Here is a 14283-nt window from a genome sequence, read left to right as displayed (position 1 = left end):
GCCCTCTGAAGCATAGAGGGCCTGAAGATGACCTCATTCTGGCGGACGTCAATCGCCCCTGAAAAAGAAGCTGTCTACCATCCTCTCTTTGACATCGCGGAAGAGTTCCGTCGTCGCCAGCAGGTTTTCTATTCTTGCATCCTTCTCCCAGCGATAATCAAGCAGGCACCAGTCCAGGCAAATGTAATCGCCATCCTTTGAGACCAGCAGCCCGACACCTTTGGTGGATTTCGCTGCATACTTGGCCGCTTCGGTGAACATCACGAGGGCGTTGATCCGCATCCTCTCGCCGTCTGACCCCGTCGAGGGCCAGTCGGGGTCAAGCGGCGCGATCATGAACGTGCAATCGTTGTCTGGAATCGTGAAACGGAAAGGACGACAGGGATTACCGGCTTTGCATGCGTCGAGAGACTTGACGAGGCGCAGTTTGAATTCCCGCCAGACAGACCGCGACGAACGCGCAAACTCGAGCAGTATCCGGTAATAGTCATGGTTCGGGTCCGGATTCTGGATGTGCGCCAGCAAGTCCCCCAAAATGCTCCTGAGATCGAACGCTTCCAGGTCCTGAACGAATCCGCGCAGCCTTTCCCGCGCCCCTGGCACAGGAAGGTCGAGTTCGGACAGGAACGCGACCATGATGTCGGGTTCCTCGACAACCGTACCTGCTTCACGGAGCCGAGGTAGGACAGATTCCCGGTACTCGAAGTAGAGCCGGATGTCGTTCGGAACCCGTAGCGTGTCGAGGACACCAAGATAATCTTGAGCAGCTATGACGTGCATGAAACCTGCCGTATCACTGACATAGAACTGGGTTTCGCGGCAGTCGCGAGGCAACGCATCCGTCGCCGAGAAGACGATCACTTTCTTGATGTCGCTCAGTTCGGCACCCCTGACCTCAAGGGAATGACCCTGTGTGTTCGTAAGCTGGATACTTTCATGGGCCGACAAGTAACCAAGGGTGTCCCTGATCTGCTTCGTCGCCTTGCCGAGGACCTTGTTGCGGAACCACTTTCTCTCGGCGTCTGGGTCTTCTGTGGCCCCCGTGCGTTCCTTGAGCTGGAAGACGTATGCCAGCGATCCGATCAGCACGATTCCGTCAGCCAGCTCGACTTGTTGTTTGGGGCGCGGAGAAAACTTGGTCTCGGAATAGGTGAATTCCTTCCAGAAAGTCGAACTGTTCAGTTTCGCCGTGAAGTCTTCAAGCGTCATGTCACCTCCATAGACCCCGAAGCCAATGGGTGAAGACTTCGCTGTTCAACATATAGGGGCGTGATGGCCAATAAGAAGCGATCGCCAGTCAACACACGCGCTGACGAACCGCAGCACTTAGGGAACGGGATATCCGGGGAAGCGCGGGCCGCGAAAAGACGTTGAACGCCGTACAAGTGGAGCGGACGCGATGTCGGCTGGAATGCGCCACAAGCGGTCGTCTCATTAGGACCGACTATGCTGGCGGTATTTCAAGACCGTTCGGTAGCGAAATCCAGATGACGGTCTGTGCCTCCGGGGAATGGCGTGACAGATGACCTTTACCGTGGGTGTCCTCCACGAGCACGAAGCTGCCCGCCTGAACGTGGCGCACCTCTCCGTCGCTCGTCTCGTATTCCACTGAGCCGTCCAGTCTAACCGTGAGCACCGGCTCCGGCACCTTGTGCCAAGCAACCTCGCGCATCCCCGCCGGGATGTGGGTTATGCGGACACGAGACGCTGGATAGCTACCTGTAACGTCGAACGGAACGGCGTCGGGATGTACTGCGCTCTTCGTTGTTGGCAACTCGATTTCATCAAAATGGGACTCGCCATCCGGGGTAGCATAGATGCGAAGGCACTTCATGCGGCTGACTCCATCTCGTTGGCTCTGCCTGAGGCGGGGAATGCCTACCACAAAGAAGCTAACCAACACCACAGTTCTGGCGCGAGAGCCCGGTTAGGGCCGATTGCGGGCGACGAGCGAAAATTGCTTGACCTCGACACGCAGACGCCTTCGTTTTCGAACAGAATGTCAACGGCGGCCGCGACCCCCTGAAGTCGCGGCACGGCCCGCTTTCGCCTGACGAAGAGGCCTTGGGAGCCGCGAATCTGAAGGTCTACTTCTACAACGACCTCATTGCGCGGTCTGGGGACGCCCAATTCATCATCGTAGAGAACCAAGACCCGCCGTTCGACCTGCCCGACAGCGTGCGGGAACACATCTTCGCAGGCGAACACGCCACGGAAGGCCGCAAAGGTCTTTTCTAGGGCCATCCGGAGGACGAAGTCCTAGAAGCGGAAACGCCCCGAAAGCGGCATATCCGCTCCGGGGCCCCGCGAAATACATCTCTGAAAACTTGAAAAGGCAAGGTTTCCCTTGCCTCTTGTGCTGGCCCGCAGACCAGAAATATCGATTGGCCCTGTCGCCAGAACCTGTGCTGATCCTCAGATCAGAACCAAGAGATACCGGGCACCCCGAAAGACGTCAACAGCTTCAGTCGACTTTTTTCGGACTGGTAAGGTCGTCCATCAATTCGAACTCGCGAGCGGCCATCCGTTCGTCGTATTCTCCTTTCAGGCGGGCAACTTCCTCCGCGTGGCGACGAAGGAGTTCCTCCCGTTCACGGTCGAACCCGGCGATCATGCGCGCTTCGATCTGGTTGCGCACCGACGGCATGGCGACTCCAAGGCATTCGTTGATCGCGCGGAAGTCCTCACGGGAGATGTCGGGAATCCGCGGCCCTTCGCCGGGATAGTGAAAACGTTCCAACCTGCAGACGTTGGCCGTCATGATATGATCGCACACAGCCCACGCAGGTCTCTCACCGTCCGGCCCGGGGGCTGCCGAAAGCTGGTGGATGTAGGGCAGTACCCTTCCAGAACCGCCGTCAGGCTCGTGCCTCGTGAGTGGGACGTAGACTACCGTGCAGGCATCTGCCGTAAAGTGGGGAGATACGCGGATGATCACACCCGGATGGTATCCTTCGAATTCGGGTGCGCGAGCTCCGGAAGCGGCCGCGATGAAATAGACCTGCCCGGGCCGCGGCTTTCGCGTGATGGTGAGCTTGGTATCGTCCCAGCCTCGACGCCCTCCGCGAGCAGGAGGCTCGGAGAAAGCGGCATCGTTCGAGGCATCGGGAAGCAGCTTGGGCGGATTGGGGAGAGACAGAACAGGGCGAGAGGCGAATGCCGGGTATTCGATCTTCTTTGCGTTCACGCAGTACACTCCATGCTGATGAGATCGATGATGGGCAGTGGGTTGCTTGTGACCGGCAAACGGTGCCGGCGGCCGTCGTCGCGGCGATCTTCGAGAAACCGACGGCCGATGAGGCGGTAGTGGACCTCGCGGGCAACGGGATCGAACTCCAAGAAGACGCTTCCCTTCCGGTCGCCGCGCCAGACGCGCTGACCGACCGCAGGCAGGCGCGCCGGGAACTTGAACCCGGGGCAATGCGTCCGCGCCAGGGACCTGAGCACCGCCCAGAAGGACGTGAGACCGTCGTCGTCCAGGACCGACGGGTCGCGCTCCAGACCGAAAGCCGCCATGACGGCATCCCGCGCCACCACGGTGTTGAACAGCGCGCCGTCCGTCGAAGAGACGAGCGGCGAAGCGCCGATCCCTGCAAGGCGTCGGACAAGACCGGCGTTGGTCGTCCCGAGCGGTCCCGAGAACTCGACGGCACTGCGGTAACGGCCCGCGAAGTCCTCGACGGCGCTCCGATCGAGCAGGCAAAGCTTCGGCGTTCGTGACGCGGGGCCGAGCTTCCCGTTCTCCAACAGCCAGCCGAGAGTACCCCTGTTCAGGTTCATGATCGCCTCGGCTTCAGCCATCGAGACGAGCGGCACGTTCGAAGCGGAAGTCCTGGCGGTGGCAGCGCCAACCGAGATATGAAGACCCCGAAACCCCCGCTGACTGGGTTCGACGCGGACGACGCCGACCTCTCCCTTCAGGATCGCGACCGCCACGTCGCCGGCACGGAGCTTTCCGGAGCGGCAGTACGTGACGAATTTCCGCGATGTCTCGCCCTGCACGACGGGCACGTCCGCGAGGTTTCCCAGGATGTCGTCCACCTGACGGCGCAGGAACCGGAGACCCCGGGTCTGGCCGGACATGTGGGTGACGGGGCGGAGATAGCCAGCCGTCACGAGAGGCTCGACCTCCCAGCCCGGAACGCCCAGCAGCTCGCCCGCCTGGTTCCTCGTCAACAACGCGTCGATTTCCCGCCTGATCGCGGCGGCCTGGGATGTGTCGAAGGAGACCCGCCTTCTGCCACACTTCCCGGTATCGACCGATCCGATGGCGCTGACGAGACTGGCGACACCGCGGCGGTCGACCCCGAGATCGTCGGCCAGCGTCGTCAGGCTAACCGCGTCGTCGTCATCGGCGTCGAGAACGCGGCTGCCTGTCAGGGCGGCAGAGTGCGCCTTACGGAAGAGGGCCAGAAGCATGCGGCGCGTAGGCAGGTCCGGGAGCGAGCGGGCTTGGAGATACGCCCAGCTGAACACGTTCGAATAGGAGTCGTCGATGTCGGCGCTCGGAACGTTATTCGACAGCCACCTGGCAACGACGGCCACCAGATGCGAACGGTCGCTTCGCAGGGCGCGGTAGCCGACGTCCGCCGTGCGGGACGTCAGATCGGGGATTGCCTCCGACTTCGGGTTGGACACCAGGCGGCCGACCAGGTGGCAGAGGTCGATCGCATCGGTCGCGTCCAGTCTGTCGAGAAGCGGCGCGCTCCAGCGCTCCTCGTAGCCCATGCGCATCAGCAGGTAGGCGGCGAGCGTCCCGCTGCGCAGCACCCTCGGCATGCGTGCGCAGGCGAGATCGCGCCCGCTCTTCGTGACGTCGAACCTCGGCCACCACCATCCGACCGGCCGGCCGTCGATATCGCGGTCGACGAGTTCGAGGTCGTGGTAGGGACACCGACGTACCGCGACGATGTCCCACCAGCTGCGGTGATAAGCCTTCTCTGCGAGACAGGCCGCGCACCAGCGCCTCGTGGAGAACGAAAGGTCGCGCAGGGCGAAGCGCTGGCCGCCCAGCCAGTACGACCCGTCCCTCTCCACCGGGGTGGCGTGCGCCAGCTGGCGACGCCGCTCGTCCGTGATCGGCAGGCTGGATACGACCTCCAGCATCGCGGAGGGCACGATGTTACGACCATTGACTTCGATCCAGCTGGAATAGACCCGCATGCTGTCGTGCCCTTCGTCGTCCACGAGGCGACAGACGTAGGCATGACCACCTTCCACTCGCCCGGGTTCGATAGCCCAGTTGCTGAACGGCATAGTCAGACGATCAAACATGGCGGTCACCTCCGCGGCCGAAGGGCACGTAGTCAGCGTCCAGCGAAAGGCGCTCGGCGGCGGCGCGGCGCAGGTGTTGGAGGGTGATGCGGGGACTGTTGTCGTTGATGGCGAAGAAAGCAGCGGCCGTGATGACGTTCATCGGCCAGCCGATCGTGCCGCGGCAGATGTGGAAGAAGTCGGCGACATATTCGTTCTCGCCAAGCCCCGACAGTTCGCGGAACGGCAGGAGGCGGTCGACACCGTGGAGGAAGTACTGGAGCCGCTGGCGGTCCTCCACGCTGTTCTGGTCGTACCTGCGCATGCGGAAACGGGGTAGACCGCCGCGTCCCTCGATCTCCGGAATTTCCAGCATCGCCTTCTCGATCGAGGGATGGCCCACCAGTAGGACATTGCAGAAGCGGCGGTCGGCGACGTACTTGACCAGCGACATTGCGACGGTCCTGCGCTGGCCACGATCGTTCAGGATCGCGTGCGCGTCGTCGATGACGAGTAGCTTGACGCCCATTTTCATGAGCCTCGTCGTCGCCATTTTATTGATCGTGGCCGCGGAGAGATTGGGGATCGCGGCGGCGGCCGTCGCGTCGTAGATTTCACGGCCAAGCGACATCGAATTCCAGTCACGGCGGGCTTCGACGTAAAGCACGGGATATTGGTAGCCCGTTTCGGTCTGGACCGGAGGATGCTTGCTGGCGAAGTACTGGAGAACGAAGGACTTGCCGCTGCGGTAGTCGCCGAGCAGCGTTCCGACCTGGCCGACATCGGGGGTGCCGCCCTCGACGGGCATATGGAAGCGCTTGATGTCCTTGAACCGCGCGAGGAAGTCGTCACTGCGGAACAGCACGTCGCGGACCATGGCCTGGCGTTCGGCCGGGGGACGGGATGCCGCCTCGGCGCGCTGTTCGGGGGTCACCATGGCGGTGACGTTGAACTGCGGAAATACCCTCATTCGTCTTCTCCTTCGCTGTGGAACCTGTCGAAGAGGTCCGCCGCGGACGTGCGGGCCTCGGTATCGGTGCAACCGTCGAGCGGCGGCGGCGCGACCTGCGTGCGCCGGGTGCGTGGCTCGATGTCCGCCGAGTGTCCTACAAGGGGATCGCCGGAAAGCGGGACGGCGTGGCCGTCGCCTTCGACTTCGAGCCCCGGCGTGAAGATTTCCTCGGGCGTGCGGCCGCGGCGGGATTCCGCGTCGACGCGGGACCTGTTCGCCGGGGCCGGCTCGAACGGTTCGTCAATCCGCATGCGCTCGGCGCTGGCCGCGCCGCTGTGGACGGGATCGACGATGCGGCTGCGGGCGAACTTGCGCTTGAGGCCTGCAAAGAAGCGCTCGAAGTTGTGCTTGACGCGCATCGTCCTGCGGCGCTCGTTCAGCTCCCTGAGCTCGTCAGTCATCGTGTCGCGAAGGGACAGAAGGTCGGTCACCGAGGCCGCGTCCTCGTTCAAACGCTCGCGATAGACCTTCTGGATGGCGCGGTGGCGTGCGAGCGTCATGCCCGTGGCGTATGCGGCATCCGATCCAGAGATTGGCACCTCGATGAAGGTCGGCGGGTTGACGTGGTGGTTGACCACCCAGATGCGGGCGAGGTCATTCGGATCGCGCACGCACTTGTACCTCGTCGTTTCCGAGCGGTCTGCCGCCATGCAGTGCTTAGGGTCGGCCGTGAAGGCAGCGAGGCCCGGATCGGCGTAGCGCAGGCAATCCCACAGGATGCCGTCGTTCTGGATGGTCCTGTAGGTGAAATCGCCGGCTAGGCGCGCGAAAACGAGTGGATCGACAGGACGCCGCGGCGGAGCCTGCTTGATCGTGGCAGCCCACTTGTCGTTGGGGATCGCCTTCATCGAACGGAGGACCCCGATGCCCTTGACGGGGCGAGTGTGGTACTTCGTCGCGAAGTAGGTCAGGAGCCAGGCTTCGAGCTCCGACAGCGTCAGCACCGGCAGCCCCGCCTTCTTGGCGTCGTCGTATTCCTTGCGGCGCTGCGGATTGGAGAACGTCGAACCCGGCGCGATATGGAGTACGTCCTGGTTGATGACCCTGAACGTGCGTTCGATACCGCCCTTTTCCCATCCGTGGGAGCCGCGGTATTCCACGATCCGGAAACCGAGCTCGGCGGCGGCCGAACGCATGTTCTCCGACAGGTTCTCCATCGCCAGATCGACGCCCACTTTCGCGGGCAGGCCATACGGGAGATAGACCAGCCCTGGAAACGCGGACATGTCCTTGGGATAGATCGCGTGCTTCAGCGCGGCGAGAGTGCCGATATAGCTCGGCCCCTCGAAGGAAACCGCAAAGCCCACGACCGCGGCCGTGCAGCGGTCGCGGAAGACACAAAGCCACGGGCGCTCCCAGAACACGGGATACACGTCGTCGATGACCGTCACGTCAGCCTGCGTCCAGTCAACGTCCACGGTATCGAGGGCGCTGTCCGGCAAGACCTGGCGGATGTAGATGTTGAACTTCTTCTGTGCCGCCTCGGGGCCGTACCTGTTGGCATACTTGACGAAGTTGTCGACCTTGGCCCAGCGACGCTGGATCGTGCTGTCGGAAGGGCCGCGGTATTTGCCGCTCCCGTCGAAGACTTCCTTTCCGACGGCCTCGTTTTCAGGCAGCGCCGCCCAGTGCAGGAACAGCGTTTTCACGTCGTCCCAGTCCCCTTCGGTCTGGGTGCTGACCTGATGGACGGCATCCTCCAGCAACCGTTCGGTGAGTGACGAGAAGCTCGTGATCAGGTTGCCGGGCGGTACCTTCGGCGCGAGCGCGACGAGCGGGTCGTAGTGGTTTTCGTAGTAGACGGCGAGCTTCTGCCTGAGGCGGCTATAGGAGGGCGGTGGATTGTCGCCGAGACGGTCGGCACGGTCAGCCGCGACCTGGAGGATCAGGGCCTTGTCAGCCGGACAGCCGCGCCTTTCGGCGGCTGAGGCGATTTCGGTAACGTATCCCAGCCACTTCTTGGCGCTTTCGCGCTGCCAGTCCTTGAGCGCGAGGGTCTGGCCGTCGTTTACGATGCTGCCGGAGGACTTGTAGGGCTTGAAGCGGCCTTCCCGTTCGAGGGTCACGAGCTGGTAGTTCGTGAGATAGAGCGTGCCGCCGCCGAAGATGTTGACGAGGGTGGCGACGGCCCCGTGATGATCGTCGGCATCCCACGACCGCACGGCATAGTGTCCGACCTTGCGGCGGCCGGGACTGAAGATCATGTATTTCTCGTTCACGGAGATCGAGACGGGCTGGGAAAGCGGGGCCGCGAAGTCGTGCTTCGGAACCTCGAGTTCGGCGGCCGTGATGGCGACCGGCAGACTCCCGAAATTGAGGAAGTCGCCGGGTCTGGCGTAGATACTCATCGTGCGTTCTCCTTTGGGCTGTAGCGCGGCCAGCGGACGACGGAGCGGTTGTCGTATGGACGCGAGATGTCGATCTCGATCTCGCCCCTGTGGGCGAGCTGCATGAGGGCGGTGAAGTGGCGGTCGATTTCATCGAGCGTGCGCGAGAAGACCGCCTCGTTGGTCCTTCCGAGGACCTGATAGACGGGCGGCGGCAGGCTCACGGCGGCGCGTACAGCGCCGATCGTCGATGGAAGCCCATGGCGATAGAGCGCATCCCGCACGGCCTCGAGCGCGGGTCGGTCGTCCACGAAGCTGTGCTCGTACTGGCGGCGCAGGTTCGTCATTCTCGGTTCGATACGGACCGAGAGCTCGGAATGCACGGCGTAGCCGCAGCCGTGTTCCTCGCGGTAGATTTCCCTGAGGACACGGACACGTTCTGCGAAGCCCGCACGCTCGTCCTGGATGGCCACGGGGACATACTCGATGACGGTGACGTGGCCGTCGTCTTCCTGGACCGCGACATCGGGAGACACGGTCCTGACCTTCGAGCGCCGGGAGATGTCGTTCCAGACGGAATACTCGAGCTTGGGCGGGTAGACCGCGATGCGGATGACGCACGGATCGGTCTCGAGGTGGATCAAGCCGTCCGCCATAAGGGGCAGTCTGGTCCTGACCCAGGGTGTCGTGGCCTTCCTGGTCGGGAAGACACCCGGAAGGGTCGGGTGGCGGGCGCGGTCCTTGACGGTGCGGCCCTGTTCGTAGGGTTCGGTGAAGACGTGCTTCATCTGCGCCTTTCCATAGCTCCGCCGGTCGCGGGAACCGGGTTCCCGCTCCGGGTCTGCCATTGCTGTGGGGTTAGGGGTTAGAGGCCGTTGTGGTCCGGGCGGCCGGAAACGGAGCAGATCATGCGCTGCAACTCCTCATCGAGTTCGACGGCGCTGATCTGGGCGAGGCCTTCGAGATCGAAGTCCATGGAGCCGAGATGAAGGCACCCGGTGAAAGCGTTCCTGACGAGATTCATGGCACAGTCCTTCTGTTGCCCGTTCGTCGGTGACGACGGGTCGATTGGAAATCCGGCTTTCGCCGTCTATGTCGTTGAAGCTTCGACCGTTGCCGCGCCGCGGGTCAGGGCGGAGCGGCGGCAAGCGGCCCGTGCCGCCCGCCTATTCGCTCCGTCGCCCGGACATCCGCCCTGCGAGCCGTTTCCGCGACAAGTGCCCCGGAAACCGACAGGCGGTCCGCTGGAAGACACGGCTCCGCCAGCGCCGTTAACGCTTTACGCGTCATCAGCCCAAGTAGCCGGTTTTCCTGTTGTAATGCCCCGCTAGCCGGGGTAACTCTTCGCCATGGCTTTTTCCTTGTAGTTTGAGCCATCCGGCTGTCACCTGCTGTGAACAGGCCAGCCTCAATACGGGTCGCGGTCCAACGCGACCCGTTTCCCGTTCTGCGCCTCGACCTGAGATGGGGCGGTGGAGACCTCGTCCCGGCGTCGACAGCCCGGAGATAAGTCGATGTCTTCGGACAAAGCAAGATGCCGAAGACCCCGTGACCCATCCCCGACGGCCTCTCCGACGGTCCATGCGGACATGTCCCGCGTCCGACGGCGAACGGACGGATTGCCCCCTCGGTGCACGCCTGACGCGTTTTCCCGTTTTCGATGCCCTGGGATCGGCATGCCCGTGACTGGAGCCGAACGGCGCATTCTAAGTGTTGGCATTTATCTAATTGAATCCTTGAATTAATTTCTGCACGAGTTCTTGGATTTTTTCCGACGATTCCTTGGTCGCGCAAGCGGGCGATTTCTGCATTCTCGAGTCCTTGGACGGGGGATTGGCGCATGCCGGGATCGGTCGTGCGGGCGACACCCAAGCGGATGCAGTTCGAGAGATCGGATTGCCGGGCTCGCCGGACCTCGGGCCGGACCCCGGACACAAGTCGTGGTCCGCGACGACCATCCCGTGGACGCCGACGCCAGTCACCGTGCCGGACGTTGGCGTCGAGCGGGCGACCCGGACGGCTGAAAGGATTCGAATTGCGAGTCATTGCTAGCGGCCCACGCTCCGGAAGGAATTCCGCGCAACGCAACTCCTTGACGAGTTCTTGAATATTTTCTCCGTGATTCCTTGCGACGATGCGCCCGAACAGGCCTGAATACTTGGATTTTCGAGCATCGCGAGAGGTGCATTCGCTACCAATGGTTGAATAAAAGATTCCGGCGTGCAGCTTTCTGCGCACCTTTCGAGCCGTGAGAATTTGATGCGAAACGGCACAGAACCAAAAATTAACCAAGTTCATATGTCGCCTCCAGAAAATGCATTTTCTGCCTATTGAAGTCATGAATTCCGGCTCGGGTCATCGATTTCGAGGTCTTCAGCACGTCATAATCCTTCCTTTGGAACATCTACGACCGATCGAAGTTTGCGTCGGCCCGCCCGACATCGGGGCGGACCGACGCGCCGTTAGCCGTCACGTCCTGACGGATGCGGCATTCGGGATCGGCTCGCCAAAGAGGTCGCGAACCTGCGCGTCCATGACGATACCGTTCGAAAGAAGCAGTTCGACCAGGTGATCGAGCTGCGGCCGATACCCGCCGAGCAGGTCGACGGCACGGTCGAACTGTGTCCTCAGGCGGGCGTCCACGAGGCGACGGAGGTCGGGATCGCTAGCGCGCAGGTGTTCGAGCGGGCGATCACCCTTGCCGAGGTCGGCAGACAGGTTTGCACCGAGACCGAGCTGCCGTTCAACACGGGTCGCGGCGTCGCTCGCCAGCATCAGGTCCGAGGACGGCGCGCCGCCGGCACCATCACCCCTGTCGCCCAGCACCACGAGTTCGGCAGCGGTCCCGGCAAGGAGCATCGCGATCCAGTCGTCGTAGTAGGCGGCGTTCCTGATACCGCCTTTCTGCGGCACGAAAGTCGTCGTACCCACCCTTCCGACAACTCCCGCAACGGGAGCCTCGCGCGAGATGGCTACTGAGACCAGGGTCTCGGAGCCAAGGACGGTCCCGATGATAGCGTGTCCCGCTTCATGGACGGCGGTGCGGCGCACTTCGGCGGCGCTCAGGACGTAGCGTTCGGGCATCGCTTCCATGAGGATGCGCTCGTCGAGGGGTGTTCCCCTGCGGCGAGCAAGGCGACGGGCATCCCGAGTGAGCTTCTCGATGTCGGCACCCGACCAGCCGTTCGTTGCCGACACGAATTGGGCAAGGTCGCCGCGGATTGCGTTATCGCGAAGATGGTGGCGCAGGATTTCCACTCTGGCGGCGGCATCCGGCAGCGGGATTTCGATTTGGGTTTCGAGCCGCCCGGAGCGAAGAAGGGCGCGATCGATGGCATCGGGGTTGTTGGTGGCTGCCACCACCACAACGCCCTCACGGCCTTCCACGGGATCGAGGCACTCCAGCATCCCGTTGATCACCTGCCTCCTGTAGTCGCGGTGGTCGCTGCCGCCCCCGGATTCGCGGTCGCCAAAGCTGTCGAATTCATCGATGAAGAGCAGGCTCGGCGCGTTTTTCGCCGCCTCGGCGAAGGCCGACCGCATCGCTTTCAGGTAATCTCCGAGATGACCGGCTGCCTGCCACCGTGCGGCCGAGGCGATGATCAGCTTGACGCCGCAGGAGTTTGCCAAAGCCTGTGCATAGCTGGTTTTCCCACATCCAGGAGGACCAAAGAGCAGCGCGCCGCGATCGACATCGTCCCAAGCGATGTCTCCGTCACGCCAGGCGCGCAGGTCGACTGCAAGCTGGAGGCCCCAGTCCTTGGCTTTCCCATAGCCGTGCATGTTCTCGAGACCCAACGATGGCAGTTTCTCCGCGGCCGGCTCCGGATCGACGGTTTGTGCCGCCATGCGCTTCATCTGACGCACCGAACTCATGAGCGGTCGCGCTGGTCTGACCGCCACCAGGATCGCGTCGAATGACATGGTCGACAGGAATTCGGCATGCTTCCGGGTCATGCCCGGCACCTTCGACTCCCGGGCCGCCGCAATAAAATGTTCGGGCGTAGGCCTGACCACGTCCATGACCAGATCGGCACCCGCCAGGAAATCCGCGGGCAGGTATTCGCGCCTCTCCGTGACGACAACAACCTGACGAGCGTGCTTGATACGGTCATAGACCGACCGCGGGTCGATGGTGGACTCGGCAACGGTGAATACAGCGGCGGTATCGTTGCCATACTCATCGACATGCGGGGGGTCTTGGATGAGGCTCGACACTGCACGCCGATAGTAGTCAGCCGTGTCCTCGGGCGCGATGAGCACGGCGATAAAGGCGAGGTTATCGCGGCGAAGGAAAGGCCTAAGGGCATTGCGGACGCCGCATCGCGCAACCGCGACGGCGAGATGTGGTGGCGACTTCGGCCGACTGGCTGATCTGTAGGACATCGGGAGGTTCTCTCATGGTTCACGATCGGACATGCGGGATCAGATCACCGCGATATCCGCCGCACCGCCGTCTCGGGACCGAGCGGCGCATCGTCAAGGTTCACCTCGACGTAACCATGGAGAATGAGCGACGCGATCCCGGGAACGGGCCTCGTTTCCTGGAAAGCCTTGAGGCATTCCGCAAGCGGCAGGGAACCGTGTTCATCGAGCGCGGCCAGCAACCTGAGCCGATCCCCGAGGGGCGTGACGGTCGCGGCATAGCGCAGCAGGTCCTTGGCGTTCCGCAGCCTGAAACCGTCGTAGATTTCGCCTCGATCGAGTAACCTGTAGCGGGCGTTCAGGCGCTCTGCCTCGGTCGCAAGGAGGGTGGTGTCCACGGACATGGCTCGGTCAGGTGCGTCGAGATACAGGGTGCTGCCGTCTTCGTCGAAGACCTGGAAGTCGGGAACATGTGCGATCCCGCCAGCGCCGAAAGGCATCGGCATACAACGCCACGATACCACCGACGGGTTGACGTCCAGCATGCACCCGACATCGCGCGCCGACTGGGAGCGGAAGAGGCGCACGCCATCGCACTTTACTGTGCCGGCCGGATGAAAGGTTCTGATCGTCGCGGAGTTTCTGGCGGCGCGCAACGTGGCGGCCTGCTTGGCAATTCCCATGGCATCCTCGGACAAAAAGGGTTGGTCGTCGCCGCGGTCATCGCGGCAGCGGAGGTCAACCTATTCGTATGAGGTGGTGCGGGTTTTTGTTCATACGGGAACATTTAGCGAACAAAATAAGAAAATCAACCGGGCACTGTAAAAAAACTTTCGTCAACTTTTTCGGGAGTGCCCGGTTGACTCGCTGAAATTCCGGATTATTTGTCGACGTCCTGAGCGACGACCATTCCGCTCGAAGGACAAAATCGATGACCCAGGTTCGCAGGAATAGCGCGCGAATATGACCCCGCCGGCTCACGCCGCGACGGCGTTTTCCGCATTCGTCATTTCACAGGGGTGTTCACCATGTCCGTAGCCCGCCTCCCGTTTCGAATAGGTCGCTGATCCCGAGGGGGATCGCCGCTTCTCACATCCGATTCAAAACGATACCCGCCGCCACCGATGCGCGGAATAGGAGACACTTGCCATGTTCAACGCCAACCGCGTCATGTCCGACTACATCGCCAATCTCGCCGACATCGGCACCTATGGGTGCGATCCGATGTCATTCGAAGACCTCAGGGATGAGTTTGAGGTCTTCCCTTTCACGAATGACGAATTCGACAAGCTTATGGGAATCTAAGGCGTACCTGTCGGACACCGC

The 14283-nt window shown here is 62.3% G+C and carries 12 protein-coding genes; 2 read left to right on the top strand and 10 right to left on the bottom strand.

All coding sequences use genetic code 11. The features are described 5' to 3' along the window. Positions 1–48 precede the first annotated feature (48 nt). Positions 49–1209, bottom strand: coding sequence for a hypothetical protein (locus ACSQ2W_RS14380; protein ID WP_436086855.1), 1161 nt, complete (start codon positions 1207–1209; stop codon positions 49–51). Between the two features lie 235 nt (positions 1210–1444). Then, complete coding sequence (locus ACSQ2W_RS14375) at positions 1445–1834, bottom strand: hypothetical protein (RefSeq protein ID WP_436086854.1); 390 nt, start codon at positions 1832–1834, stop codon at positions 1445–1447. 230 nt (positions 1835–2064) lie between these two features. Here ACSQ2W_RS14375 and ACSQ2W_RS14370 point away from each other — a divergent pair, with 230 nt between their 5' ends. Further along, entirely contained in the window at positions 2065–2238 is a 174-nt protein-coding gene (locus tag ACSQ2W_RS14370; protein WP_436086853.1) for a hypothetical protein, read from the top strand. A gap of 226 nt (positions 2239–2464) precedes the next feature. On the opposite strand, the gene ACSQ2W_RS14365 is transcribed toward ACSQ2W_RS14370, so the two are convergent. From ACSQ2W_RS14365 to ACSQ2W_RS14330, 8 genes are all read right to left on the bottom strand, one after another. After that, positions 2465–3187: a hypothetical protein gene (locus ACSQ2W_RS14365; protein ID WP_436086852.1), complete on the bottom strand. Its 723-nt coding sequence runs from the start codon at positions 3185–3187 to the stop codon at positions 2465–2467. Continuing rightward, positions 3184–5274: a TniQ family protein gene (locus ACSQ2W_RS14360; protein ID WP_436086851.1), complete on the bottom strand. Its 2091-nt coding sequence runs from the start codon at positions 5272–5274 to the stop codon at positions 3184–3186. Before ACSQ2W_RS14360 ends, ACSQ2W_RS14365 begins: the two co-directional genes overlap by 4 nt. Then, entirely contained in the window at positions 5267–6223 is a 957-nt protein-coding gene (locus tag ACSQ2W_RS14355) for a TniB family NTP-binding protein (RefSeq protein WP_436086850.1), read from the bottom strand. The genes ACSQ2W_RS14360 and ACSQ2W_RS14355 overlap by 8 nt, the downstream gene beginning before the upstream one ends. Beyond that, on the bottom strand, positions 6220–8613 hold the full coding sequence (locus ACSQ2W_RS14350) for a hypothetical protein (protein ID WP_436086849.1): 2394 nt from the start codon (positions 8611–8613) through the stop codon (positions 6220–6222). The genes ACSQ2W_RS14355 and ACSQ2W_RS14350 overlap by 4 nt, the downstream gene beginning before the upstream one ends. Beyond that, positions 8610–9380 carry a hypothetical protein gene (locus ACSQ2W_RS14345; protein WP_436086848.1) on the bottom strand — a complete coding sequence of 257 codons (771 nt, stop codon included), beginning with the start codon at positions 9378–9380 and terminating at the stop codon, positions 8610–8612. Before ACSQ2W_RS14345 ends, ACSQ2W_RS14350 begins: the two co-directional genes overlap by 4 nt. Before the next feature lie 77 nt (positions 9381–9457). Further along, a complete protein-coding gene (locus ACSQ2W_RS14340) occupies positions 9458–9616 on the bottom strand; it encodes a hypothetical protein (RefSeq protein WP_436086847.1) in 159 nt (52 codons plus the stop codon). Between the two features lie 1445 nt (positions 9617–11061). Next, entirely contained in the window at positions 11062–12978 is a 1917-nt protein-coding gene (locus ACSQ2W_RS14335; protein ID WP_436086846.1) for an AAA family ATPase, read from the bottom strand. A 44-nt stretch (positions 12979–13022) separates the two neighbouring features. Beyond that, a complete protein-coding gene (locus ACSQ2W_RS14330; protein ID WP_436086845.1) occupies positions 13023–13640 on the bottom strand; it encodes a hypothetical protein in 618 nt (205 codons plus the stop codon). Between the two features lie 466 nt (positions 13641–14106). Between ACSQ2W_RS14330 and ACSQ2W_RS14325 the strand changes: the two genes are divergently transcribed. After that, complete coding sequence (locus ACSQ2W_RS14325) at positions 14107–14262, top strand: hypothetical protein (protein ID WP_436086844.1); 156 nt, start codon at positions 14107–14109, stop codon at positions 14260–14262. The last annotated feature ends 21 nt before the right edge of the window (positions 14263–14283 follow it).

This window comes from Pararhizobium sp. LjRoot255, from assembly GCF_964252905.1.
GTDB lineage: Bacteria > Pseudomonadota > Alphaproteobacteria > Rhizobiales > Rhizobiaceae > Pararhizobium.
This window is presented reverse-complemented; position numbering and strand designations above follow the sequence as displayed.